Raw genomic sequence first — 25,634 nt, 5'->3', positions numbered from 1 at the left:
CGTACGGCCGGCCGTCAGCGGCCGTAGATCCCGATCTCGTTGAGCGAGTACCGGTTGTCCGTGCCCCGCTGGGTGGCGTGGATCCGCACGTACCGGGCCGTGACCGGGGTGAAGGCGCGGTTCTCCACGCCCCCGCGTCCCGCCGTGGTGGTGTGCACCGTGCGCCAGGTGGCGTTGTCGGCCGACACCTCGATCCGGTACTGGAGGGCGTACTGGTCGGACCAGTTCAGCGCGACCCTGCCCACCTGACGGGCCGAGCCGAGGTCGACGGTGATCCACGCGGTGGAGACCGTCTTCGACGCCCAGCGGGTCGACACGTCACCGTCGACCGCCTTCTTCGGCGGGTACGAGACGACCACGGCGTCCTGATAGTCGGACGCGGTGACGGCCGCCCCTCTCGCCAGATTGGCCAGGTCGTCCGTGCGCCGGGCCGGGAACTCCACCACCTGCTGGTACGTCGGCCGGTTCTGCCAGGCGACGCGGGGCACGGTGATGCCGCCCATCGCGCGGTGCACGATCGAGTCGGCGCACACCTGGTCGCCCGCGGCGGAGCAGTACTTGTCGGCCGGGTAGATCTGCGCCGCCGGGGTGGCCGCGGCCGCGGTGAGGGTCGAGAGCAGCACCTGCCGGCAGGCGGCGAGGGCCCCCGATCCGCAGAAGGTGGCGTTGAGCGGGCTGCCGACACTCCGGCCGAGCACCGACCTGAGGTCCTTGTCCAGGTAGGCCCACCAGCCGTGCTGGAAGGACGACCCCTTGTGCGCCTCGCTCGCGGCGATGCCCGACCCGGTGGCCCCGCTGCCGTTCTGGCCGCCGGACGGAGACTCGTTGATCGGGGCGACCGCGGTCAGCGCCTGGTACAGATCGGTGCCGAGCCCCGGTGTGAACACTCCTTCGACCAGCAGCGGCCACCAGGCGTCCAGGATCCGGATGGCCTCAGCGTGCGCGTAGGTGCCCGACCCCTTCGCGGTCTCCCTGCGATGGCCGCCGGCCGCCTCCCAGGCCCGCAGCTTCTCCACGGCGGCGGACAGCGCGGGATCGGTCACGGCGGCGGAGTCGATCACGTCGAGGACGGTCGGCAGCACCTGCTCGGCCCGCAGGTCGACGGTCGCCGCGTCCTCCATCGCCTTCACCAGCGCGGTCCGGGTGACACCGCCCGCCGCGACCAGCGCGGAGACCCGGTCGTCGAGGATGTCGGCGCGGTGCACGGAGCCGTTGCCCCAGGCCGAGGCGAACCCCTTGGCCTGCTTGTTGTTCCAGCTGACGTAGTAGTCCTGGTCCACGGACTGCGGGTGCTGGGCCGGAGGCGTGAGCGCCGAGGTGTTGAGCACCGGGTTCCAGTCCTTCCACTCGTACGCAGCCGTGGCCAGGATCGGCTTGTCGGGGTCGGTGTCCGCCGCCCGCACGGGATTGGCGCCGGAGTTGTAGTACGCCGTGTGGTCGGCGTCCGCGTAGAACCAGTTGAAGGTGTAGCCGATGTTCTGCGCGGCCTTCTGGAAGGTCTGCGCGGAGGTGATCTGCCCGGGGTCGTTGAACTGCTGGAAGCCGATCACCGAGTCGATGTCGTGGTGGTAGGTGGAGCGCAGCGCGGTGAAGGCGACCGGCTTGCCGCCGGCCTCGCCCGTGTGGGTGACCAGGCCGTACGCCGTCCGCTCGGTGACCAGGTCGTAGGACCCGGCCTTGGTGGCGTCGGCCGTCGTCGGGGACCAGCTGTTCTTCTTCGTCAGCGTCTCGACCGGGGTGCAGACCCCGCGCAGCCGGTAGTGCTTCGACGCGGTGGTGGGCGTGGCTCCGGACGGCTCGCAGAGCTCGACGGCGAAGGTGTCGGTGATGTCCTGGTTGGCGGAGGTGGGGCTCCAGGAGTAGTCGAGACCGCGCCCGATCTCGACGTAGAAGCTCAGGCCGGGGAAGGAGGCGCCGCGTGAGCGGAGCCCGGGGCCGTCGAGCTCCTGGACCATGAGCAACTGGGGTGCGTAGTAGCCGGTCTGGGGTCCGTAGACGGCCACGGGGTGTCCGGACGCGGTGTGTTCGCCGGAGACCACCAGGGCGTTGGACATGCCCTTCTTCGCGGTGATCAGGTCGGCGGGCAGGATCCCCTCGGCGGTGGCCCTGGCCGCGGACGCCCCGGTGGCGCCCGTCCCGGTCCCGTTCCGCGCGTGCTGGTAGGCGGTCACCGAGCCGTCGTCCGGCACGGCGACCCCCACCGGGGAGGCCGGGGAGTTCGCGTACGGGTAGGTCCCGCCGTGCTGGGTCGTCGTGGCCTCGCTGTCGGTCTGCGCCCGCCACGCCTTGTAGGCCGCGGTGCCGGCCGCGGCGCCGTAGTGCTTCCGGAAGGCGATCTCGGCGAGTGCGTTCTCGACCTCCCCGCCGCCCCCGCCGCCGAAGATGGCGCCGATGACGGACGAGATGGCCACGACGTCGGTGGCGGTGAAGTCCTGGACGGCGGAGCCGTGTCCGGTCAGCTCGTACTCACCGGGGTAGGTGTTCGCGCCGAGGGTGTCGTCGATGAAGGCGTTGATTCCGGACACGTAGTCCTGGATGTCCTGGTAGGCCTGGCTGCCGGCGGCGCCCGAGTCGCGGACCCGCTCCAGCTGGGCCCTCAGGTCGCCCTCGGTGTACGGGGCGACCGCCCAGAGGCTCTGCTCCAGGGCGCGGTTGCCCGCCGCACCCCCGGCGAACGACGACAGTTCGCCGCGTCCCACGTGGCGCAGGACGTCGATCAGCCACAGCCTGTCCTGACCGGCCGCGTACCCGGCGCCGAACTCCGTGCCGGAGCGGGTGGTTCCCTTGATGTGCGGGGTGCCGGTGGCCTTGTCGCGGGTGATGGTGACGTCGGCGCGCGGCGACACCGTGCTCTCCACCTGGCCGGGGGCCACCCCGAACGAGGCGTCGTTGAAGTAGGCGGCGAGCTGGTCCGCGGTCAGACCGGAGTAGTCGTGCAGAAGGTTGTCGTACGGCTCGATCTGGTCCGCGGAGTGCTTGGGGCGGGTGCCGACGGTCTGGTGGAGCAGGATTCCCGCGAGGGTCGCGTGGCCGTTCTGGCCCGCCGGGAGGATGTCCTGGCACTGGCCGAGGCAGGGGTCACCTGCGGCCGGTACGGGATCGACGCCCGGGGCGGCCTCCGCCGGGCCGGCCGTGGCCAGCGGCGCGAGCAGGGACGCCGCCGCGAGCACGGAGACCAGCGCGGTACGGAGTCCCGCGCGGCGCCGCGGTGGCGGGGGAACGGGTGCAGGGGTCACCGGAACCTCTTCGGGAAGGGACGGGAGTTACGGGGGCGCCGGAACAGTAACCGCGCCCGGTGACCCCCGGACAGACCTCGAAGAGATCCTCCGCACGACTGCAACAGCCCGTTCACGCAAGCCCGTTGACCCGAGCGTCAGGCAGACCGGACGGCTGACGGACGGCTACGGGACGCGGAAGACGGACCCGATGAACTCGGCGAGCAGCCGCTCCTTGAGCGCACCCGGCAGGGCGTCCAGCAGGACGAGCACGGGCGCCGTCCGGCCGGGCAGTCCGGCCCCCTCCCCGAGGCCGGCGAACGCGAGGACACCCGCGATCTCGTCCGGCCCCAGCGAGTCCGGGTCCAGCTCGGCGGCGAACGCGGCGAGTGCCGGGTCCACGGCCACCGGCTCCAGGCCGCGGGCCTTCACCAGAGCGGTCCCGAGGTCCCCGAGCAGGGCGTCGACCTGGCCGGCCGTCGCCGGGGTGAGCGTGAGGTGGAGGTTGGGCGGGAGGCCGTCGAAGGCGAGCTGCGGCTGGAGGTACCAGCCGAGCTCGCGCATCTCGTCGGCGAGGTGGAGGAGCAGGCTGAGGTCGGGGGCGCCGTCCTCCTCCCGGCTGACGGTGAACGCGACGAGTCCGGCTGCCGGGTCACCCAGCACCCGTACGCCGCCGAGGGAACGCAGTCCCGCGAGCAGCCGGTCGGACGCCTCGGCGACCCGGCCCGCGAGCGCGGTGTAGCCCGCCTCTCCCACGTACTGGAGGACCGCCCAGGCCTGGGCCAGCAGACCGCCGGACTTGGTGCCCTGCACCGTCGGGTTGACGACCGGGTAGCCGGGCCAGCCGGCGTGCGCGAAGTACTGGTGGCGTCGGAGCTCCGCGTCGCGGTAGAGCACCACGGACGCGCCCTTGTCGGCGTACGCGTACTTGTGCAGGTCCACGGAGAGGGAGGTGACGCCGGGCACGGAGAGGTCGAAGGGCTCGACCTCGCGTCCCGCACGCCGCAGATGGGGCAGGATCCAGCCGCCGATGCAGGCGTCCACATGGCAGAGCACCCCGCGCGCGGCGGCCGCGGCGGCGATCCCGGCGACGGGGTCGATCACGCCGTGGGCGTACGAGGGCGTGGAGGCCACCACCAGCGCGGTGCGGTCGGTGAGCGCGGCGGCCATGGCCGCCGTGTCGGCGCGGAAGGTGACGGGGTCGACGGGGACGACGACCGTCTCCAGGCCCAGGTAGGCGGCCGCCTTGTGGAAGGCGGCGTGGGCGGTGGACGGCAGGACCAGCTGGGGCTCGGTGATCCCGCGCACCGTCCTGGCGTGGTCGCGTGCGGTCTTGACGGCGAGCAGGATGCTCTCCGTGCCGCCGCTGGTGAACGTCCCCTGGGCACCGGGGGCGCCGAGCAGCGCGGCGACCGCCCCGACCACGTCGTTCTCCAGCCGGGCCACACTCGGGAAGACCGTCGGGTCGAGTCCGTTGACCGTCGCGAACGCGGTGTACGCCTCGGCGGCCAGCTCGTCGAGGCCCTCCAGCCCCGCGTCGTAGACGTAGGCGAAGGTGCGGCCCCCACGGGTGGGCGCGTCCGCCTCGCGCAGGGCGCGCAGCTCGGCGAGCACCTCGGTGGCGGGGCGGCCGTGGGGCAGGGCGGGGTCAGTCGGCACGGGCGGGCTCTTCCTGGAGGGGTGGGGAGGCGGTCGGGGTCGCGCGGTAGCGGTGGAGCAGCAGGAGGCTCGCCGCGGCCAGGACGGCCGGCAGCACGCTCATCCCGGCGGTGATCCCCGTCAGCGCGGCGTCCGGCTGCCGCACGTGGTGCGCGGCGTCGGAGGAGCGGAAGCCGGTCACGGCGAGGACGAGGGCGAACACCCCGGCGCCCAGAGCGAAGGCGAGGGTCTCGGCCGCCGTCCACAGCCCGGTGAAGGTCGCGGTCCTGCGCCTGCCGGTGGCGACGGCGTCGGCGGCGAGGGTGTCCGCGAGCATTGTCAGGGGGAGCAACTGCAGCCCGGCATAGGCGATTCCGACGAGGACGACAGCCGCGTAGCCGACGGCGGGGCCCGCGACCCCGGTGAAGGCGAGGAGCACCGCCCCGGCCGTGTACAGCAGGGACGCGCACCACTGGGCGTACGTCACGCCCTTGCTGCGGGCCAGCCGGTTCCACAGGGGCATGAACAGGACCAGCGGGCCGATCAGGCAGGCGAACAGCGGGGTGACCGCGCCGGGTGAGCCGAGGGTGTACGTCGCGAAGTACTGGACGCCGGCGAGCATCACGCCGATGGCGAGGGCCTGGAGCGTCCACATCCCGGCCAGGTGCAGGAACGGCCGGTTGGAGCGGGCCGCGGCGAGCTGGGCCCGGAGGGAGGGCTCGGCCTCGCTGCGGGCGACGGCCGGGGCGCGGCGGGTGGCCGCCCAGGCCCCGAACATGCCGAGGGCCAGCAGCAGGGCGACGGCGGCGCCCATCAGCCGGTAGCTCTCCGGGGTGTCTCCGTCGGCGTGCGCGATCGCCGGGGCCAGGGCGCCCGAGAGCAGGATGGCGACGCCGAGGAACCCCACGCGCCAGCCGAGGATCCGGCCGCGTTCGTGCGGGTCCTCGGTCATCTCGGCGGGCATGGTCACGTACGGCACCTGGAAGACGGCGTACGCGGTCGCCGCGAGCAGGAAGAGGACGGCGACGTAGCCAGCGGCGGGGGCTCCCCGCAGCGGCGGCGCGGCGAAGATCAGCGCGAAGAGCGGCGGGAGGGTGCACGCGCCGATCAGCAGGAACGGCCTGCGCGGTCCGCCACGCAGCCTGCTGCGGTCGGAGACCGCACCGACCAGCGGGTTGATCAGGACGTCCCAGGCCTTGGGCAGGAAGACGGCGGCACCCGCGACGGCGGCGGGCACGGCGAGGACGTCGGTGAGGTAGTAGAGCAGGATCAGGCCCGGCACGGTCGCGAAGGTGCCGGTGCAGAGCGAGCCGAGCCCGTAGCCGATCCGCACGGTGGGCGGGAGGGGCGGGGCCGCGTGGTGTTCCGAACCGGCCGCTGGCATGGGCAGATCCTGAACGATGTTCATCTTTTCGGCAAGGGCCGGGCCGCAGGTGAAACACGATCGCCATGCCGCGGGCGGGGCGGCCGCCCCGCCCGCGGCAGGAGCGGGGTCAGTCGAAGACGGGACCCTGCGTACGGGTGCGCTTGATCTCGTAGAAGCCGGGGATCGACGCCACCAGCAGCGTGCCGTCCCAGAGCCTGGCCGCCTCCTCGCCCTTCGGGGCGGGGGTGACGACCGGGCCGAAGAAGGCGATCTGCTCGCCGTCGGCGCCCGGCACGGCGATGACCGGGGTGCCGACATCCTGGCCGACCTTGTCGATGCCCTCCTGGTGGGAGGCGCGCAGTTCCTTGTCGTACGCGTCGGAGTCGGCGTACTCCAGGAGCTCGGCGGGCAGGCCGACATCGGCCAGGGCGCCGGCGATCGCCTCGCGGGTGGGGCCCTCGCCGTTGTTGTGGATGCGGGTGCCGAGCGCCGTGTACAGCGGTCCGACGATGTCGTCGCCGTGCTTCTGCTGGGCGGCGACCACGACGCGGACGGGCGCCCAGGCCTTGGTGCGCATCATGTCCTGGTACTCCTCGGGCAGCTCGTCGAGCCTGGGCTCGTTGAGCACGGCGAGGCTCATCACGTGCCAGCGCACCTCGACGTCGCGGACCTTCTCCACCTCCAGCATCCAGCGGGAGGTCATCCAGGCCCAGGGACAGAGCGGGTCGAACCAGAAGTCGGCCGGGACCTTGCCGCCGGACGTGCTGTTCTCGGGCATGTCTCTCCTCATGAGGTCGGTCTGCACCTGAGGCCGGAACGCCACCGGGCGCTCCCGGCATTCCCGTGCACCGGCTCCGACGGCCGCATGGGAGGATCAAAGGTCTTCGAACGAGACACAAAGGAGTGCTCCGTGCCCGGTGAGAACCTGTCCCGCGACGAGGCCCGCGAGAGGGCCGAGCTGCTGACCGTCGACGGTTACGAGGTCGTCCTCGACCTCCGTTCCGCCGTCGGTGAGCCCGACGGGGGCGACGACGCCGGTCCGCGCACCTTCCGCTCGCAGACCACGATCCGCTTCCGCGCCGCCCGTGCCGGAGCGTCGACCTTCGCCGATCTGCTGGCCCCCTCCGTGACGGCGCTGAGCCTGAACGGCAGGGAACTGGACCCCTCGGCCGTCTTCGACGGGACCCGGATCACGCTGGAGGACCTCAGCGGCGGCGAGAACGTCCTGGTGGTCGACGCGCAGTGCGCGTACAGCCGGACCGGCGAGGGCATGCACCGCTTCGTCGACCCGGAGGACGGCGAGGTCTACCTCTACACGCAGTACGAGCCGGCCGACGCACGGCGCGTCTTCGCCAACTTCGAGCAGCCCGACCTCAAGGCGCCCTACCGCTTCCAGGTGACGGCGCCCGAGGGCTGGAGGGTCTGGAGCAACGGTGCGGAGGAGGCGCAGGAGGGCGGGGTCCACCGGTTCGCGGAGACCCTGCCCATCTCGACGTACATCACGGCGGTCGTCGCGGGCCCGTACCACTACGTGAGCGACACCTACACGCGCACGTTCGACGACGGTTCGAAGCTGGAGGTCCCGCTGGGCGCGATGTGCCGGAAGGGGCTCGCGCGGTACTTCGACGCGGACGACGTCTTCCTGATCACCAAGCAGGGCCTGGACTTCTTCCACGACCACTTCGACTACCCGTACCCGTTCGGCAAGTACGACCAGGCGTTCGTGCCGGAGTACAACCTCGGCGCCATGGAGAACCCCGGCCTCGTCACCTTCCGCGAGGAGTACATCTACCGCGGGAAGGTCACCTCGGCGTCCTACGAGCGCCGCGCCAACGTCATCCTGCACGAGATGGCGCACATGTGGTTCGGCGACCTGGTCACCATGCAGTGGTGGGACGACCTGTGGCTGAAGGAGTCCTTCGCGGACTTCATGGGGACCTTCTCGATGGTGGAGGCGACGCGCTTCACCAACGGCTGGATCACCTTCGCCAACAACCGCAAGGCCTGGGCCTACCGCGCCGACCAGCTGCCGTCCACGCACCCGATCACGGCCGACATCCGTGACCTGGAGGACGCCAAGCTGAACTTCGACGGCATCACGTACGCCAAGGGCGCCTCGGTGCTGAAGCAGCTCGTGGCGTACGTGGGACGGGACGCGTTCCTGGAGGGCGCCCGCCGCTACTTCAAGCAGCACGCGTTCGGCAACACGCGGCTGGGCGACCTGCTCTCGGTGCTGGGCGAGACCTCCGGGCGCGACATGACGGCCTGGTCGCGCGCCTGGCTCCAGACGGCGGGCGTCAACGTCCTCACTCCCGTCGTGACGTACGACGGCGAGGGCCGGATCGCGGAGCTCGCCGTGACCCAGGAGGCCGCGGCCTCCCACCCCGAGCTGCGGCCGCACCGGGTCGCGGTGGGCCTCTACCGCCTCTCCCCCGAGGGCGAGCTCGTGCGGTACGCCCGCGCGGAGACCGACGTCGCGGGCGAGCGCACCGTGGTGACCGAGCTGGCGGGGGCCGGGAGGCCCGACCTGGTCCTGGTCAACGACGACGACCTCACCTACTGCAAGGTCCGCTTCGACGAGGTGTCCCTGGCCACCCTGCGCCAGCACCTCGGTGACATCACGGACCCGCTGGCCCGGGCCCTGTGCTGGTCCGCGCTCTGGAACCTGACCCGGGACGCCCTGCTGCCGGCCCGCGACTTCGTGTCCCTGGTGCTGTCGTCCGCGGGCCGTGAGTCGGACATCGGCGTCCTGCAGATGCTGCACGCCTGGGCGCAGTCGGCGCTCGTGCACTACGCGGCGCCCGCGTGGCGCGAGGAGGGCGGCCGGGCACTGGCCGAGGGGGCGCTGACGGAGCTGCGGCGCGCGGAACCCGGCAGCCAGCACCAGCTGACGTGGGCCAGGTTCTTCGCCGCCGTCGCGGCGTCGGACGAGGACTTCCAGCTGCTGGGCGGGCTGCTCGACGGCTCTGCCGTGATCGACGGCCTGGACGTCGACCAGGAGCTCCGCTGGGCGTTCCTGTCCCCGCTCGTCGCACACGGGAAGGCCGGCGAGGCCGCCGTGGACGCCGAACTGGCCCTCGACGACACCGCGTCCGGCAAGCGGCACCACGTGCGCTGCCTGGCCGCGCGTCCCTCCGCCGCGGTCAAGGCGCAGGCGTGGGCGGCGGTCGTGGAGTCGGACAAGCTCTCCAACGCCCTCGTCGGCGCGACGATCGCCGGTTTCGAACAGCCCTCCCAGCGGGAGCTGCTGGCCCCGTACACGGCGTCGTACTTCGAGGCGATCGAGCGGGTGTGGGCCGAGCGCTCCATCCAGATCGGCATGGACGTCGTCAAGGGCCTGTTCCCCGGGCTGCAGGACGACCCCGCGACCCTCACCGCGACGGACGCGTGGCTGACCTCGCACCCGGACGCGGCACCGGCGCTGCGGCGGCTGGTCCTGGAGGCGCGGGACGATCTGGCGCGGGCGCTGCGGGGGCAGGAGCGCGACGCGGCGGCGTGAGATCCCGGTGCGCGCCCCGCACACGTGTGCGGGGCGCGCGCCGCACAATCCCCGGCGTGACCACTCTTTTCGGCATTCGAACTGCCGTGCTTTAGGACGGAGTCGTCCTGAATTGTCGACGGACGTGTAACACGGGTTAGCGCGCCGCGAGCCTGCGGGAACCTCCCCGGCATGAACCGGAACACCCCGCTCTCCCCGCGCCCCGTCCACGAAGTGAGCCACCGCGTGCAGTCCGCCTCGCAGTTGCGCGCCCGAGGCGTGACCGCCGCGCAGACCGCGGCACAGTGCCTGCCCGGCGGCCCCTGGCAGCAGCTGCTCCCCGGCGTGTACCTCCTGCACCCGGAACCGCCCACGGACGACGACCGGGTGCGGGGCGCCCTGCTGTACGCCGGAAGGCCCCCGGCGGGCGCCCGGCGTACCGTGCCCGCCCAGCCGGGACCCGGTTACGGCGAGGCCATGGTGACGGGCCTCGCCGCCCTGGCGCTGTACGGCTTCACCTCCGCGCCCCCGATGATCGCGCTGCACCGGATCGACGTGCTGGTGTCGCGCACCAGGCGACTGCGCTCCACCCGGTTCGTCCAGGTGACCCGGTCCGCCGACCTGCCCCGGCCGCAGCGCCGGCTCGGTGTGCCGCTGGCTCCTGTGGAGCGGGCGGTGTCCGACGCGGTGGCGGCACTGACGGACGCCTCGACGGTGCGCCGGATCCTGACGGAGGCGGTGCGCGGCGGACACTGCGACCCCGCGTCCGTCGTACGGGAGCTGAACGCCGCCAGGCTGCTGGGCCGCGCGCACGTGGTCGACGCCGTCGAGGCGCTGCTCGTCGAGGGCCGGGCGGTGGCGGAGGACAGTCTGTACGAGATGGTGCGCGCCCACCAGCTGCCCCAGCCGCTGTGGTACGTCGAACTGGCCCTGCCGGGCGGCGGATCGCTGGGCGGGGTGGACGCGTACTGGCCGGAGCAGGCGGTCGCGCTCGAACTCGGCTCCCGCTCACCCCGGGAGGAGCACGTCGTCTTCGCCGCGGAGCGGGAACACCTGGAGCGGCTCGGGGTCACGGTGGTGCGGGTGTCACCGAAGCAGCTGCGCGAGTCGACCGCGCAGCTGTCGGTCGTGCTGCGTACGGCGATGATGGCGGCCGAGGACCGCGAGCCGGCCGCCTACGTGACGGTCCTGCCGCGGTGAGGTGGCGCGGTGGTGCCGATGGCGGATCTACGCCATGTCCCTGTTCGATCACCGCCAACTCTCCACAAAACCCTGTCTTTTACGAAAGGCTGAGCGGTCATCGGGTACCGAATTCCGGACTCTCTCTTTCTTTCACAAAACAGGGATGCTGATGACCAAGGAATCCCCCAGCTCCATACCCGGGGCGAGACGCGCGGCACGCATAGCCGCCGCGGCCGGTCTGGCGGCCGCGCTGGCCGCCTCCGGCGCCGCCCCGGTCTTCGCCGCCGACGGCCCGGCGACCTCGCCCGTGAAGCCCGCCGCGTCGAGCGCGAAGGGCGACAAGCTGGGCGAGGCCGACGCCGATGTGCTGGCGAAGGCCGAGGCCGAGGGCGAGAAGAACGTCACCATGATGGTGGCCACCACCCCTGGTGCGACCGAGCAGGTCGCCGAGCAGCTGGACTCCGTCAAGGGGTCCGTGGTGGGGCAGACGTACGACAAGCTCGGCTACGTCCGGGCGACCGTGCCGACCGCGACCGCCGAGGCCACCATCAAGGCGGCGCAGAAGCTCTCCTCCGTCCAGGGCATCGATCTCAAGCAGGAGATCGAGCTGGACGACCCGACGCCCGCGGGCGACCGGGCCGCCGGGGCGAAGCAGCCCAAGGCCACGGGCAGTTACGCGGCCCCGGGCAGGAACACCCCGGCGAAGAACCCGTACAACCCGTCCTTCGAGACGGGCGCGGTCGACTTCGTGAAGCAGCACCCGAAGGCCGACGGCCGCGGGATCACCATCGGCGTCCTGGACTCCGGTGTCGACCTCGGCCACCCCGCGCTCCAGAAGACCACCACCGGCGAGCGCAAGATCGTCGACTGGGTGACGGCGACCGACCCCGTCAGCGACGGCGACGGCACCTGGCTGCGGATGACCGCAGCCGTGGCCGGCCCGACGTTCACCATCGGCGGCCGCACCTACTCGGCGCCGGAGGGGTCCTACAAGATCCAGCTGTTCTCCGAGGCCGCCACCAAGGGTGGCGACATGGCCGGGGACCTGAACCGGGACGGCGACACCACCGACGTCTGGGCCGTGCTCTACGACGCGGTCGCCGGCACCGTCCGGGTGGACCTGGACAACGACGCGGACTTCGGCGACGAAGCCGTGCTCAAGCCGTACAAGGACAAGCACCAGGTCGGCTACTTCGGCACGGACAACCCGGCGACGCAGATCTCCGAGCGCATCCCGTTCGTCGTCGAGACCCGCAAGGACGTCGTCTACAACGCGGCCGGCGCCAAGGCCGACTACGTGAACATCGGCGTCATCGAGAGCGAGCACGGCACGCACGTCGCGGGCATCACCGCGGCCAACGGCCTGTTCGGCGGCAAGATGAACGGCGCGGCGCCCGGCGCCAAGGTCGTCTCCTCGCGTGCCTGCACCTGGTCCGGCGGCTGCACCAACATCGCGCTGACCGAGGGCATGATCGACCTCGTCGTCAACCGCGGTGTCGACGTCGTCAACATGTCGATCGGCGGCCTGCCGCCCCTCAACGACGGCAACAACGCGCGCGCCGAGCTCTACAAGCGCCTCATCGACATCTACGGCGTCCAGCTGGTCATCTCGGCCGGCAACGAGGGCCCGGGCGTCAACACCATCGGTGACCCCGGCCTCGCCGACCACGTCATCTCCGTGGGTGCGTCGATCTCCAAGGAGACCTGGGCCGCCAACTACGGCTCCAACGTCACCAAGAAGTACGACATGCTGCCCTTCTCCTCGCGCGGTCCGCGCGAGGACGGCGGCTTCACGCCGACCCTGACGGCACCGGGTGCGTCGATCAACACGACGCAGACCTGGTTCCCGGGCGGTCCGGTCAAGGAGTCGGGCTACACGCTCCCCGCCGGCTACTCCATGCTGCAGGGCACCTCGATGTCCTCGCCGCAGGCCGCCGGCGCGACCGCGCTGCTGCTGTCCGCCGCGAAGCAGAAGCACATCGAGCTGCCCCCGGCCGACCTGCGGACCGCGCTGACCAGCACGGCGACCCACATCGACGGTGTGCCCGCACACGCCCAGGGTGCCGGTCTGATCGACATCGTCGGCGCGTGGAAGCAGATCGAGAAGCAGGGTGCCCCGGCGCACGAGTACACGGTGAAGGCCCCGGTCGACACCGCGATCGACTTCGCTCTGAAGGACCCGGGCTTCGGCACCGGCCTGTACGACCGCGAGGGCGGCCTGAAGACCGGCCAGACGAAGTACTACGACATCACCGTCACCCGCACCACGGGCCCGGACCGCGACGTCCAGCACAAGCTGTCGTGGAAGAACAACGACGGCACGTTCGGGCTGAGCAGCCCCGAGTACGTCTCACTGCCGCTCGGCAGCCCGGTCAAGATCAAGGTCAAGGCGAAGCCCGCCACGGACGGCGTCCACAGCGCCATCCTGCAGGTGGACGACAAGAAGACCTCCGGCATCGACCAGCAGATCCTCTCCACGGTGGTCGTCGCCAAGGACCTGGTGAAGCCCGGTTACGCGTTCTCCACGACCGGCTCGGTGCAGCGCAACGGCACCACGTCGTACTTCCTGAACGTCCCCGAGGGCGCTAAGACCCTCGAGGTCGCGCTGAGCGCCCTGCGCTCGGGCAGCCAGACGCGGTTCATCTCCATCCACCCGTACGGGGTCGCAGTGGAGGACAGCTCCACGATCAACTGCTACCCGAACTACGAGAACCCGGCCAACACCTGCCGCCCGGACACGCGCTCCTACAAGGACCCGCAGCCCGGCGTCTGGGAGATCGAGGTCGAGTCGCGCCGCACGTCGCCGCTGCTGGACAACCCGTACAAGCTGGACGTCTCGCTGCTGGGCGCCACCTTCGACCCGGCGGTGCAGACCATCGCCGAGGCGAAGATCGGCACCCCGGCCGCGGTGAACTGGACGGTCACCAACAACGCCGGTGACCTGAAGGGCTCCCTCAAGGGCGGCTCGCTGGGCTCGGCGGACGTCGAGCGCCCGTCGATCTCGACCGGCGGCGAGTACACGAAGACGGTCACCATCGGTGAGGGCGTCGAGAAGCTGGACATCGCCATCGGCAACACCTCGGACGCCAACGCCGACATCGACCTGTACGTCTACAAGGGCGACACCGAGGTCGGCGCCTCGACGACGGCCGGCTCGGAGGAGTCCGTCAGCCTGGTGAAGCCGGCGGCGGGCACCTACACCGTCGTCATCGACGGGTACTCGGTCCCGGCCGGGACCACGGAGTACGACTACCGGGACGTGTACTACGCCCCGTCGCTCGGCGCGATCGAGGTCGACGAGTCGAAGGCCGTGAACCTGGCCAACGGCGCGTCCGCCCAGGTCGGCGCCGAGGTCGTGGTCGCCGGAGCGGCTCCCGAGGGCCGGCAGTTCTTCGGTGAGGTCCAGCTCGTGAACGCCCGCGGCACCGCGGCGGGCACCGGCAGCGTCGTGATCGAGAAGGTCACGCCGTAGCCGTAGCGACGGTGTGATCCGCACGACACCGGAACACTGTGGGGCGGGGGCTCGCAAGGGCACCCGCCCCACAGCGCTGTGCGCGGCCTGTCCGCCTGGCGGACAATGGATTGGACATGGGGGCCATGGACATAAGCATCATGGACCGGCAACCGTGCCCGTTCGCGTCTGTGAGGGAGTTCTTGTGAAGGTCGGAATCGTCGGCGCCACCGGTCAGGTCGGCACAGTCATGCGCAGGATCCTGGCCGAGCGGAAGTTCCCCGTCGCCGAGCTGCGGCTCTTCGCCTCCGCACGTTCCGCGGGCTCCACCCTCACGTACGAGGGCGCGGACATCACCGTGGAGGACGCCTCCACCGCGGACTACACCGGTCTGGACATCGTGCTGTTCTCCGCGGGCGGCGCGACCTCGAAGGCGCTGGCCGAGAAGGTCGCCTCCCAGGGCGCCGTGGTGATCGACAACTCCTCCGCCTGGCGCAAGGACCCCGAGGTCCCGCTGGTGGTCTCCGAGGTCAACGCGCACGCGATCAAGAACCGCCCCAAGGGCATCATCGCCAACCCGAACTGCACCACGATGGCCGCCATGCCCGTGCTGCGTCCCCTGCACGACGAGGCGCAGCTCGACGCGCTGACGGTCGCCACCTACCAGGCGGTGTCCGGCTCCGGTGTCGCGGGCGTCGCGGAGCTGCACGGCCAGGCCTCCAAGGTCGTCGCCGACGCGGACAAGCTGACGCACGACGGCGGCGCAGTGGACTTCCCCGAGCCGGGCGTCTACAAGCGCCCCATCGCCTTCAACGTGCTGCCGCTCGCGGGTTCGATCGTCGACGACGGCTCCTTCGAGACGGACGAGGAGCAGAAGCTCCGCAACGAGTCCCGCAAGATCCTGGAGATCCCGGAGCTCAAGGTCTCCGGCACCTGCGTCCGGGTCCCGGTCTTCTCCGGCCACTCCCTCCAGATCAACGCCCGCTTCGCCCGCCCGATCAGCGTCGAGCGCGCCTACGAGCTGCTGAAGGACGCCGAGGGCGTCGAGCTCTCCGAGATCCCGACCCCGCTCCAGGCGGCCGGCAAGGACGCCTCGTACGTGGGCCGCATCCGGAACGACGAGACCGTCGAGCACGGCCTCGCGCTGTTCGTCTCCAACGACAACCTGCGCAAGGGCGCCGCGCTGAACGCGGTCCAGATCGCGGAGCTGGTGGCGGCCGAGCTCAAGGGCTGAGCCCCTTCACCACCGCGAAAGGGCGGGCGCCGGGAACCCGGCGTCCGCCCTTTCGCGTGCTCCTGCCCGCCTCAGAGCGCGAGGTGCCTGCGCAGTGCGGCGTCGATCTCACCCATGCGCTGACGCGGGACGGTGCCGACGCGGTTCAGTACCCGGTCCAGGGAGACGGCGCGGACCTGTTCGCACTGGACCTTCGAGTCCCTCGACAGGCCACTCTCCGCAGCACGGAGAAGCGTCTGGAAGGTGAGGACGCGCACCGTGTTGGACGTCAGGGGCACCACGGTGACCACGCCGCGCGCATGGGACTCGACCGACAGGTTCGCCGCGTTGTTCGACACGATCACGGCTGGCCTGACCTTGTTGGCCTCACTGCCCCTGGCCGGCTCCAGATCGACCAGATGGATGTCCCCTCTACGCATCGACGATCCCGTCCCCGGCCGTGCGGTCCCAGAGAGCGGCGTCCTCGCTCGAGTCCCATTCCTCGAAGGCTTCGGTGTACTCCGCTTCGAGCCCTGCCTCGCGCAGCAACTCGATCGCGGCGTGTATCACCGCCGACCGGGAATCCGCCTCGGTCTTCGCGGCGTACTCGTCGACGAAGGCGACATCCTCCTGCGGCAGGCTCACACTGATCTTCATGCCGTCCATCCTACCGCGAGTAGGAAGGGTGTGGCTACCCGAGTGCTACCGCTTTCGATGTGCTCGTACCTCGAAGTGGAAGCACCCGTACTCCACCGCCCGTACATGCACCAAGGCCACGTCCGGATCTGCGAACGCCTCCGCGAAGGCCGCGTCGAAGCCCTTCTCCTCGTCGGCCGGGATCTCCAGCAGCCGGCCTCCGGCGATCCTGCCGTCGGCGTCGTAGCGCCGGACCGTGCGCAGGGCGCCCGCCCGGGAGAACGGATACCCGGGCCGGTCCCCCGCCGGCCCCTCGCACTCCTCGGCGTGGACGAAGACCGGCCCCTGCTCGTCGTACGCCCCGGGGCGCGCCCAGGTCTCCGCCGCCCAGCGGCGCAGCGGCGCGTAGGAGACCAGGGCGATCCTCTCGCCGGGCACGGCGCCGCGCAGGCAGCAGCGCAGGGGCTCGCCGCCCTCCGTCGCGGTGTACGGGACGCAGGGCCGCCCCGCGTCGTCGGCCGTGCGGAGCTCTTCCAGGGTGTCCGGCCCGATGGGCCGTGCCTCGTATGCGGTCATGCTCCGAGGGTGGCCCGTGCGCCTGGGCCGGTCCGGCGGAAAACGGACATCGCGTTGGGCACTGCGCACGTGGAAGGATGGCGAAAACACCGCACATCAAAGGAGATGACCGCGTGCCTGGCACGAATCTGACCCGCGAAGAGGCACAGGAGCGGGCGCGCCTGCTGACCGTGGACGCGTACGAGATCGATCTCGACCTCTCCGGCGCGCAGGAGGGCGGCACCTACCGGTCCGTCACCACCGTGCGCTTCGACTCCGCCGAGGACGGCGCCGAGACCTTCATCGACCTGGTGGCCCCCGCGGTCCACGACGTCGTGCTGAACGGCCGGAGCCTCGACGTCGCCGCCGTCTTCCGGGACGCCCGGATCGCGCTGAAGCACCTGCGGGCGGGCGCAAACGAGCTCAAGGTCGTCGCCGACTGCTCGTACACGAACACGGGTGAGGGCCTGCACCGCTTCGTCGACCCGGTCGACGACCAGGCCTACCTCTACACCCAGTTCGAGGTGCCGGACGCCCGACGGGTGTTCGCCAGCTTCGAGCAGCCCGACCTGAAGGCGACCTTCCGCTTCACCGTGAAGGCCCCGTCGGGCTGGACCGTGATCTCCAACTCGCCGACGCCCGAGCCGAAGGACGACGTCTGGTCCTTCGAGCCGACGCCGCGCGTCTCCACCTACATCACGGCCCTGATCGCCGGTCCGTACCACGCGGTGCACAGCAGCTACGAGAAGGACGGCCAGTCCGTCCCGCTCGGCATCTACTGCCGCCCCTCGCTCGCCGAGTACCTGGACGCGGACGAGATCTTCGCGGTCACACGGCTGGGCTTCGAGTGGTTCCAGGAGAAGTTCGACTACGCGTACCCGTTCGCCAAGTACGACCAGCTCTTCGTCCCGGAGTTCAACGCCGGCGCGATGGAGAACGCCGGCGCGGTCACCATCCGCGACCAGTACGTCTTCCGCTCGAAGGTCACGGACGCGGCGTACGAGACGCGGGCCGAGACCATCCTCCACGAGCTGGCCCACATGTGGTTCGGCGACCTGGTCACCATGGAGTGGTGGAACGACCTCTGGCTGAACGAGTCGTTCGCCACGTACACCTCGATCGCCTGCCTGGCGGACGCCGAGGGCTCCCGCTGGCCGCACTCCTGGACGACGTTCGCCAACTCCATGAAGACGTGGGCGTACCGCCAGGACCAGCTGCCCTCGACGCACCCGATCATGGCGGACATCCAGGACCTCGACGACGTCCTGGTGAACTTCGACGGGATCACGTACGCCAAGGGCGCCTCGGTGCTGAAGCAGCTCGTGGCCTACGTCGGCAAGGACGCCTTCTTCAAGGGGGTGCAGGCGTACTTCAAGGCGCACGCCTTCGGGAACACGCGCCTGTCGGACCTGCTGGGCGCGCTGGAGGAGACCTCCGGCCGTGACCTGAAGACCTGGTCGAAGGCGTGGCTGGAGACGGCGGGGATCAACGTCCTGCGCCCGGAGATCGAGACCGACGAGAACGGCCACGTCACCTCGTTCACCGTCCTCCAGGAGGCCCCCGCGCTCCCCGCCGGGGCGAAGGGCGAGCCGACGCTGCGCCCGCACCGGATCGCGATCGGCTGCTACGACCTCGACGAGGCCGGGAAGCTGGTCCGCACGGACCGGATCGAGCTGGACGTCGACGGCGAGCGGACCACCGTGCCGTTCCCGTCCGGCACGGCCCGCCCGGCGGTCGTCCTGCTCAACGACGACGACCTGTCGTACGCGAAGGTCCGCCTCGACGAGGAGTCGCTGCGGGTGGTCACCGCGCACCTGGGCGACTTCACCGAGTCCCTGCCCCGTGCGCTGAGCTGGGCCTCGGCCTGGGACATGACGCGCGACGGCGAGCTGGCGACGCGCGACTACCTGGCGCTGGTCCTCTCCGGGATCGGCAAGGAGACGGACATCGGCGTCGTGCAGTCGCTGCACCGCCAGGTGAAGCTGGCTCTCGACCTCTACGCCGCCCCGGAGTGGCGCGAGGCGGGTCTGAACCAGTGGACCGAGGCGACGCTGGCGCATCTGCGCGCGGCGGAGCCGGCCAGTGACCACCAGCTGGCGTGGGCCCGCGCCTTCGCGGCGACGGCCCGCAGCCCGCTCCACCTGGACGTCCTGCAGTCGCTGCTGGACGGCACCCAGGAGATCGAGGGCCTGGCCGTCGACACCGAGCTGCGCTGGGCGTTCGTGCAGCGCCTCGCCGCGACCGGTCTGCTCGACGAGGAGGAGATCACCGCCGAGTACGAGCGCGACCGGACGGCCGCGGGCGAGCGCCACGCGGCGTCCGCCCGCGCGGCCCAGCCCTCCGAGGAGGCGAAGACCGAGGCGTGGGCGTCGGTCGTCGAGTCGGACAAGCTGCCGAACTCCCTCCAGGAGTCGGTCATCGACGGCTTCGTGCAGACCGACCAGCGTGAGCTGCTGGCTCCGTACGCGGAGAAGTACTTCACTGCGGTCAAGGACGTCTGGGACACGCGCAGCCACGAGATGGCACAGCAGATCGCCGTGGGCCTCTACCCGTCCCTCCACGTCTCGCAGGAGACCCTGGACGCCACGGACGCCTGGCTGGAATCGGCGCAGCCGAGCGCGGCCCTGCGCCGGCTGATGTCGGAGTCCCGGTCGGGCGTGGAGCGCGCGCTGAAGGCACAGGCCGCGGATGCGGCGGCCGCCACCGCGTAACGGACCCGGTCCACGTGCGAGAGGGCGTCCCCGTCAGGGGGCGCCCTCTTCGCGCACGGTGCGGGTGTCGGGCCGTCCCGCACGGTGCCGGGCCGTCCCGCACGGTGCCGGGCCGTCCCGCACGGTGCGGGTGCCCGGGCCGACGGCCTGCCGCCGGTCCGGCGGCTCGACGTCCGGGCGGGGCATGAGAACCGCCCGGCGGACGGGCGTCGAGTGCGCAGCCGTCCGCCGGGCGGAAGTCGGGGTGGTCCCGGAGCGTCAGCCCCTGGACCTTTCGTACCGGCGGGCCAGTTCGGCCGTGCCGGCCTCCGTCAGCGAGCCGTGGAGCCGCATCCGGGCGACACCGCCGTCGGGGAAGGCGTCGAGGCGGACGTGGGTGACGACGGCCTCGGCGTCGAGGACGAAGCGGTGCATGGTGTCGGGCTGGAGGCGGGTGCGGGGGATGATCTCGAACCACTCGCCGTCGTCGCCGTCGCGGCCCTGGAGGCTGATCCAGCCGGCCGCGTTGCCCTTGAGGTAGGCCGTGTCGATCTCGACGGCGCGCGCCGCGCCCTGGGCCGGGAGGCGGAAGCGCACCCAGTCGTTCGTGTCGCGGACCCGGCGGCGGCGGTTCTCCCAGCCGTCGTCCATCTTGCGGGAGGTGCCGGGCAGGATGATCTGGGCCGGCGAGGAGTAGAAGCGGTCCGAGGCGTCCTCGTAGGTGCCGCCGTTCATGATCGAGATCAGGTCGATCGTGCCCAGCGCGGAGAGCCAGGCCGGGTCCGGGACGACCTCGCCGTGCACGCGGAGGCGGGCGATGCCGCCGTCGGGGTGCTGGCAGAGGCGGACGTGGGTGTAGCGGCGGTCGCCGGTGATCTCGAAGGCGTTCGCCGCGTGGCCGCGTACCGGCGTCGGAGGGACGATCTCCTCCCACTTCACGTCGTCGGCGAGGAGCTGCTCGGGGCTCGGGGAGCCCTCGACGGCGGTGGCCTGCACGGACACGCGCTGCGGGTAGTTGCCGCGGAAGTGGGCGGTGTCGACGATCAGACCGCGGATGATCCCAGGGGCCCCGAGCCGGACGATCGCCCAGTCGTGCTCTCCCGGGGCGGGGAAGGGGTGGTCGGCGTCCGCGCCGCGGCGGCGGCGGGTCTCCCAGCCGTCCATGATCTTGCCCTTGTGGCCGAAGCGCTCGGGGTCGAAGACGGCGGGTTCGCGGATGAGGAGGTTCTCGCGCTCGGCGAAGAACTCGTCGTTGGCGGCGATCACGCCCGCGCCGAGGCGGCGGTCCGCGAGGTCGACGAGGTCGGTGAAGAAGAGGCCGGTGGCCGCGCGGTAGTCGGCATAGGGGTCGCCCCCGCCGTAAGGGGCCGCGTCGTTCGCGTGGGGGTCGGTGTCGTGGAATGCGGTCTCGTTCGCGTCGGTGGTCATGTCACGACTGTCGCCCACCGGGACCTGTCAGGTCCATCGAAAGTTTTCGTACGGTTCTTTCAGTTTTATCGAAAGGTCGTGCCGGAGCGAGGCGGCTACGCCACCGGACGGGCGGTGACGCCGGAGAGGATGAAGTCGATCCCGGCCAGGAACTGCTCCCGGTCGTCGTGCCCGCGCATCTGGTCCGCGGCCGCCCTGGTGAACGGGTACGCGTCGGGGTCGAGCTCCTCCCACGCCGCCGAGACGGAGTCGAGGAACTCGGCGCGGTCCGCGCCGGGTCCGAGCGCGCGGGCGCCCTCCACGTTCGCCGCGTTCTGCCCGGCGGCACCGAGGACGTAGTGCATCAGCGCCGAGGTCGCCGTGGCCTGGTCGGCCTCGGGCACGCCCAGCGCGCGGACCTGCCGTCCGATGCTCTCGAAGATGCGGGGTGTGACGGGCCCCCAGGGGCTGCGGGAGAGCTGGGTGGCCAGCTGCGTGGCGAGCCACGGGTGCTGCTCGATCGCGTCGAACAGGCCGAGCGCGACCGCGCGGACCCCTTCTCGCGGCGAGGCCGGGGACGCGCCGGGCGTGACCGCCACGGCGGCGGCGACTACGGCGTCGGTCGCCGCACCGAGCAGCTCGCCCTTGTTCGCCACGTGCCAGTAGATCGCTCCGGGGCCGGTGGCGAGGCGCTCGGTCAGCACCCGGAACGTCAGCCCGCTCTCACCGGCCGTGTCGAGCAGTTCGACGGCGGCCTCGACGATGCGCTCCCGGGAGAGCGCCTCCGTACGCCGCCGGGTCCGGCCTGTCCGCGTTGCCATAAGAACAGTCTGGCACAGATGGAACGCCGCTCCAGCGAGGGGACGCCGGGCCCCGGAGGACCCGGGGCCGCTTCCGGCCGGGCCGCTGCCCGGCCCTCCTCACCGGTCCCCGGCCCGGCGATCCTCCGCCCCCGCGACCTGCTGGAGCGCCGTCAGCACCCGCGCGACCGCCGGCCCCCGCTCCGCGCCCTGCCGCACGGCGGCCACGACATGACGGCACGGGCGGTCCGAGTCCAGGACCCGCATGGCCACGCCGTCACCCGACCGGTCAGCGGCGGACGCCATCCGGGGGACGAGGGCGACTCCCATCCCGGCCTCCACCATGGCCAGGATCGCGGTCCACCCCGAAGCGCTGTGGGCCTGTTCGGGTACGAACCCTGCCGCTTCGCACGCGGCCCGCGTGATCTCCGACCAGGGGCCCGAGCCGCCGAAGATCCAGGGTTCGGCGGCGAGATCCGCCAGCCGGAGGCCCGGCGCGCGGGCGAGGCGGTGGTCCAGGGGCAGCGCGACGTCCAGCGGGTCGGCCAGGAGCGGCAGCAGGGTGAAGCGGGGATCCCGTGCCGTCGGCGCGTGCGCCGCCAGGGAGAGGGCGAGGTCCACGTCCCCGGCCGACAGGAGCTCGTACGCCTGGGCGGCCTCCGCCTCGCGCACGCGCACCTCGGGGCCCGGACGGCCCTCGGCGCGCAGGAGCCGTACGGCGGGCACGACGAGGGCCGGCACGGCCGTCGAGAAGGCCCCGACCCGCACCTGTCCCGCCTCGCCCCGCAGATAACCGGTCAGCTCGGCGTCGGCCCGCTCCAGCTGCGCGAAGACCGTCTCGGCGTGACGCAGCACGAGATGCGCGGCATCGGTGAGCCGGACCCGGCGGCCCTGCGCCTCCAGGAGCGGTACGCCGAGCTGTCCGGCGAGATTGGTGAGCTGCTGGGAGACGGCCGACGGGGTCATGAGAAGGGCCTCGGCCGTGGCGGTGACCGTGCCACGGTCGCGCAGCGTGCGCAGGATGCGGAGCTTCTTGACGTCCCACTCGGTCATGGCCGAAACCTACCGGGCGCCGGACACGCCGGTGCGCCGCGCGGTACGTCGTACCGGCGGCGCACTCGGGAGAACAGCTGTCTAGGCCTGCTTCTTGGACTTGTCGAGGACCATGACGAGCCCCGCGATGACCAGGAACAGGACGATCGGTGCCGCGACGAAGAGGCCGAGGGTCTCCATCACGTTGAGGCCCGGACCCGGGTCGTCGCCGTCGTCGCGGGTGAGCGCGAGCGCCGGGGACGACATGAGCAGCATCATCAGCGTCGTACCGGCCGCGACGGCGCCGGCGCGCATAGCGTTCTTCTTGTCCACGGTGCAAACGTAGCGAACGCCTACGAGGGGCGCGCGCCCGGGGGTGCCGTACGGGACTCCCGGCCGTCGGTCACGACGGTCATCAGCCTGTGCAGCCGGGGCGAGGCGGTGATCTCCTCCAGCGTGACGGGGTGGCCCTCCGCATCGGCGACGGGCAGGCGCCAGTTGGGGTACTGGTCCCAGGTCCCGGGGAGGTTCTGCGGACGGCGGTCGCCCACGGTGTCCGGGAGCCAGATCCCGGTCATCCGGGCAGGGGTGCTCAGCAGGAAGCGGTGGACCGCGCGTACGGCCGCCTCCTCGTCGCCCTCCCCCTCGGGCAGCAGACGGAGCCTCGCCAGGTAGGCCAGCCACTCCGCGGTGTCGGCGGCGTCCTCGGCCAGCTCCTGCTCCAGCTCGCGGCCGAGCAGCCCGAGCCGGTGGCGGAGCGTCACGTGCTCGCCCGTCAGCCGGGCGGCGGTGGACGGGAGGTCGTGGGTGGTCGCCGTGGCCACACAGCCCTCGCGCCACTCCCCGGGGGCGAGGGGACGCCCCGTGCCGCCCCAGTCGCGCTCGAACCAGAGCACGGAGGTGCCGAGCACCCCGCGGCGGGCCAGCGCCTCGCGCACGCCGGGCTCGACGGTCCCGAGGTCCTCCCCTATGACGACGGCACCCGCCCGGTGCGCCTCCAGGACGAGGACCGCGAGCATCGCCTCGGCGTCCTGGCCGACGTAGGCGCCGTCGGTGGGCGGGCGGCCCTCGGGCACCCACCAGAGCCGGAAGAGGCCCATGACGTGGTCGATGCGCAGCGCTCCGGCGTGGGCGAGGAGGCCGCGCAGCAGCCGCCGGAAGGGGGCGTAGCCGGATGCGGCGAGGGCGTCGGGACGCCACGGGGGCAGCCCCCAGTCCTGGCCGTGGGCGTTGAAGGCGTCCGGGGGCGCACCGACGGACATGCCGTGCGCGAAGGCGTCCTGCTGGGCCCAGGTGTCCGCGCCGTCGGGATGCACGCCGACGGCGAGGTCGTGGACGATGCCGACGGCCATGCCGGACTCGCGGGCGGCGCTCTGCGCGGTGGCGAGCTGGGTGTCCGTCAGCCAGGCGAGCCGGCAGTGGAAGTCGACCCGGTCCAGCAGGTCGGTGCGGGCGCGGGCGCTCTGCGGGGAGCGGGGGTCGCGCAGCCCCTCGGGCCAGGTGCGCCACCCGGGGCCGTACACCTCGGCCAGGGCGCACCACAGGGCGTGGTCCTCCAGGGCCTGCCCCTGAGCGGCGAGGAAGTCGCAGTACGCGGCGCGGCGCCCGGGGGTCAGCGGGACCTGGTGGATGAGCTCCAGGGCCTGTTTCTTGAGCTCCCACACGGCGTCCCGGTCGATCAGGGCGCCCTTGTTCAGCACGGCCTCGCGCAGTGCCGCGGCTTCCTGGCGGAGGTCGTCCAGGGCGGCCCTGCCGGGCTCGGAGACATGGCCGTACTCCGGGACCGACTCGATGTGCAGGTGCACCGGGTCGGGGAAGCGGCGGGAGGAGGGGCGGTACGGGGAGGGGTCGGTCGGCCGGCCCGGCACGGCGGCGTGCAGCGGGTTCACCTGGACGAATCCGCTGCCCAGGGTCCTGCCGGCCCAGGCGGCGAGGTCGGCCAGGTCCGCGAGGTCGCCCATGCCCCAGGAGCGGGTGGAGAGCAGCGAGTAGAGCTGGACGAGGAATCCGTGCGTGCGGGCGGGCGGCTGGGGTACGCGGTCCGGTGCGACGACGAGCGTGGTGGCCGCGTACCGGCGGTCGGGGGTACGGACGGTCAGCCGGTGGACACCCAGGGGCGGTTCGGTCCACCAGGAGGGCGTGACCGGGGTGTTCTCCGTGGGGGCCGGGGCCGGGAGCACGCGCATCCGCAGGGGCGCGGACGGCCCGCCGGCGTCCGGGTCGGGGTCGACCGTCAGGACCGAGCCGGGCGGGAGCGCGGCGAGCGCGGCCGGCAGCGGCTCTCCCGACCAGGCCACCACCGTCGGCGGGAGCAGTCGGGAGGCCGCCGCCGATTCGGCTGCGGCGAGTGATCTCCGTACCTCCGCGGGGGTGGCGGCGTCGACGCCCAGCGCGGCGAGCACGGCTGTGACCGTGTCGTCGGGGACGGACACCGTGACGTCCGCGGACGGGGAGAAGGAGGTGGCGACGCCGTGCAGTGCGGCGAGCCGGGACAAGCCCATTCAGACTCCTGGGGACTCCATGCCCCCTGCGGTGCCAGGTGCTGTCGGCTCGCTGGTCAGAGGGGCGACGGCGGCGAGCGGTGGCTCGCTCGTGAGAGGTGTGGCGTCGGCGAGCGGGGGCTCACTGGTGAGCGGGGGCTCGCCGAGGAGAGGAGCACTGTCGGCGGACGCGGGTTCGCCGACCAGGTGGGAGACGTCGGCGAGCGGGAGCTCACTGATCATCGGAGGGGCGGTGAGGGTCGGGGACTTGGCGCCTGCCGGCGCGTCGGTCCCGGCGAGGCTCGGTACCTGTTTGGAGAGGGCGGAGAGCAGAAGCTGCGCGGAAGCGGGCACGTGGGCCTCCTGGCCGTGGACAACAGGACACAGCAGGCCTACCCAGCAGGCGCGCGAGCAGGCGTGGACGTGACACAGGCGTTATGGACAACGAGCCCAACGTGCCGTGGGTCACATCCGGTTCCCCCGCTTGCCAG

At 72.0% G+C, this 25,634-nt stretch carries 18 protein-coding genes; 5 read left to right on the top strand and 13 right to left on the bottom strand.

What is annotated here, in order from left to right:
• Positions 1–14: 14 nt before the first annotated feature.
• The 4 genes from ACFC51_RS07445 to ACFC51_RS07430 all read right to left on the bottom strand — a co-directional run bounded on the left by ACFC51_RS07445 (position 15) and on the right by ACFC51_RS07430 (position 6,997).
• Entirely contained in the window at positions 15–3,236 is a 3,222-nt protein-coding gene (locus tag ACFC51_RS07445; RefSeq protein ID WP_376527469.1) for a penicillin acylase family protein, read from the bottom strand.
• Positions 3,237–3,401: 165 nt separating this feature from the next.
• Positions 3,402–4,874 (bottom strand): pyridoxal phosphate-dependent decarboxylase family protein, encoded by a 1,473-nt coding sequence (locus ACFC51_RS07440; RefSeq protein WP_376373922.1) that lies wholly within the window; start codon positions 4,872–4,874, stop codon positions 3,402–3,404.
• A complete protein-coding gene (locus ACFC51_RS07435) occupies positions 4,864–6,237 on the bottom strand; it encodes an MFS transporter (RefSeq protein WP_376373925.1) in 1,374 nt (457 codons plus the stop codon). Before ACFC51_RS07435 ends, ACFC51_RS07440 begins: the two co-directional genes overlap by 11 nt.
• A 109-nt stretch (positions 6,238–6,346) precedes the next feature.
• Entirely contained in the window at positions 6,347–6,997 is a 651-nt protein-coding gene (locus tag ACFC51_RS07430; protein ID WP_376527466.1) for a DsbA family protein, read from the bottom strand.
• A gap of 132 nt (positions 6,998–7,129) precedes the next feature.
• Here ACFC51_RS07430 and pepN (ACFC51_RS07425) point away from each other — a divergent pair, with 132 nt between their 5' ends.
• From pepN (ACFC51_RS07425) to ACFC51_RS07410, 4 genes are all read left to right on the top strand, one after another.
• Entirely contained in the window at positions 7,130–9,718 is a 2,589-nt protein-coding gene (pepN, locus tag ACFC51_RS07425; protein ID WP_376527463.1) for an aminopeptidase N, read from the top strand.
• Positions 9,719–9,889: 171 nt separating this feature from the next.
• Positions 9,890–10,897: a hypothetical protein gene (locus tag ACFC51_RS07420; protein ID WP_376373932.1), complete on the top strand. Its 1,008-nt coding sequence runs from the start codon at positions 9,890–9,892 to the stop codon at positions 10,895–10,897.
• 145 nt (positions 10,898–11,042) lie between these two features.
• On the top strand, positions 11,043–14,351 hold the full coding sequence (locus ACFC51_RS07415; protein ID WP_376527461.1) for a S8 family serine peptidase: 3,309 nt from the start codon (positions 11,043–11,045) through the stop codon (positions 14,349–14,351).
• A 184-nt stretch (positions 14,352–14,535) separates the two neighbouring features.
• Complete coding sequence (locus ACFC51_RS07410) at positions 14,536–15,564, top strand: aspartate-semialdehyde dehydrogenase (RefSeq protein WP_376373937.1); 1,029 nt, start codon at positions 14,536–14,538, stop codon at positions 15,562–15,564.
• Positions 15,565–15,635: 71 nt separating this feature from the next.
• Here the strand turns inward: ACFC51_RS07410 and ACFC51_RS07405 are convergent, their stop codons facing one another.
• Genes ACFC51_RS07405 through ACFC51_RS07395 form a run of 3 tightly spaced genes read right to left on the bottom strand, consistent with a single transcriptional unit; the run spans position 15,636 to position 16,755 of the window.
• Positions 15,636–15,983 (bottom strand): type II toxin-antitoxin system PemK/MazF family toxin, encoded by a 348-nt coding sequence (locus ACFC51_RS07405; protein WP_376373940.1) that lies wholly within the window; start codon positions 15,981–15,983, stop codon positions 15,636–15,638.
• Positions 15,976–16,200 carry a ribbon-helix-helix domain-containing protein gene (locus tag ACFC51_RS07400; protein WP_376373942.1) on the bottom strand — a complete coding sequence of 75 codons (225 nt, stop codon included), beginning with the start codon at positions 16,198–16,200 and terminating at the stop codon, positions 15,976–15,978. Before ACFC51_RS07400 ends, ACFC51_RS07405 begins: the two co-directional genes overlap by 8 nt.
• Before the next feature lie 45 nt (positions 16,201–16,245).
• Positions 16,246–16,755, bottom strand: a complete 510-nt coding sequence (locus ACFC51_RS07395; RefSeq protein ID WP_376373944.1) for a DUF1203 domain-containing protein — start codon at positions 16,753–16,755, stop codon at positions 16,246–16,248.
• A 113-nt stretch (positions 16,756–16,868) separates the two neighbouring features.
• On the opposite strand from ACFC51_RS07395, the gene pepN (ACFC51_RS07390) reads away from it, so the two are divergent.
• On the top strand, positions 16,869–19,445 hold the full coding sequence (gene pepN, locus ACFC51_RS07390; RefSeq protein ID WP_376373945.1) for an aminopeptidase N: 2,577 nt from the start codon (positions 16,869–16,871) through the stop codon (positions 19,443–19,445).
• Between the two features lie 258 nt (positions 19,446–19,703).
• Here the strand turns inward: pepN (ACFC51_RS07390) and alc are convergent, their stop codons facing one another.
• From alc to ACFC51_RS07360, 6 genes are all read right to left on the bottom strand, one after another.
• On the bottom strand, positions 19,704–20,852 hold the full coding sequence (alc, locus tag ACFC51_RS07385; protein ID WP_376527458.1) for an allantoicase: 1,149 nt from the start codon (positions 20,850–20,852) through the stop codon (positions 19,704–19,706).
• Between the two features lie 95 nt (positions 20,853–20,947).
• Positions 20,948–21,652 carry a TetR/AcrR family transcriptional regulator gene (locus tag ACFC51_RS07380; protein ID WP_376527455.1) on the bottom strand — a complete coding sequence of 235 codons (705 nt, stop codon included), beginning with the start codon at positions 21,650–21,652 and terminating at the stop codon, positions 20,948–20,950.
• A gap of 99 nt (positions 21,653–21,751) precedes the next feature.
• On the bottom strand, positions 21,752–22,684 hold the full coding sequence (locus ACFC51_RS07375) for a LysR substrate-binding domain-containing protein (RefSeq protein WP_376373951.1): 933 nt from the start codon (positions 22,682–22,684) through the stop codon (positions 21,752–21,754).
• Positions 22,685–22,765: 81 nt separating this feature from the next.
• A complete protein-coding gene (locus ACFC51_RS07370; RefSeq protein WP_329238607.1) occupies positions 22,766–22,978 on the bottom strand; it encodes a hypothetical protein in 213 nt (70 codons plus the stop codon).
• A gap of 38 nt (positions 22,979–23,016) precedes the next feature.
• Entirely contained in the window at positions 23,017–25,164 is a 2,148-nt protein-coding gene (gene malQ, locus ACFC51_RS07365; protein ID WP_376527453.1) for a 4-alpha-glucanotransferase, read from the bottom strand.
• A complete protein-coding gene (locus ACFC51_RS07360) occupies positions 25,165–25,497 on the bottom strand; it encodes a hypothetical protein (protein ID WP_376373956.1) in 333 nt (110 codons plus the stop codon).
• Positions 25,498–25,634 lie beyond the last annotated feature (137 nt).

The sequence above is a fragment of the Streptomyces sp. NPDC055962 genome (assembly GCF_042270185.1).
Classification (GTDB): domain Bacteria; phylum Actinomycetota; class Actinomycetes; order Streptomycetales; family Streptomycetaceae; genus Streptomyces.
This window is presented reverse-complemented; position numbering and strand designations above follow the sequence as displayed.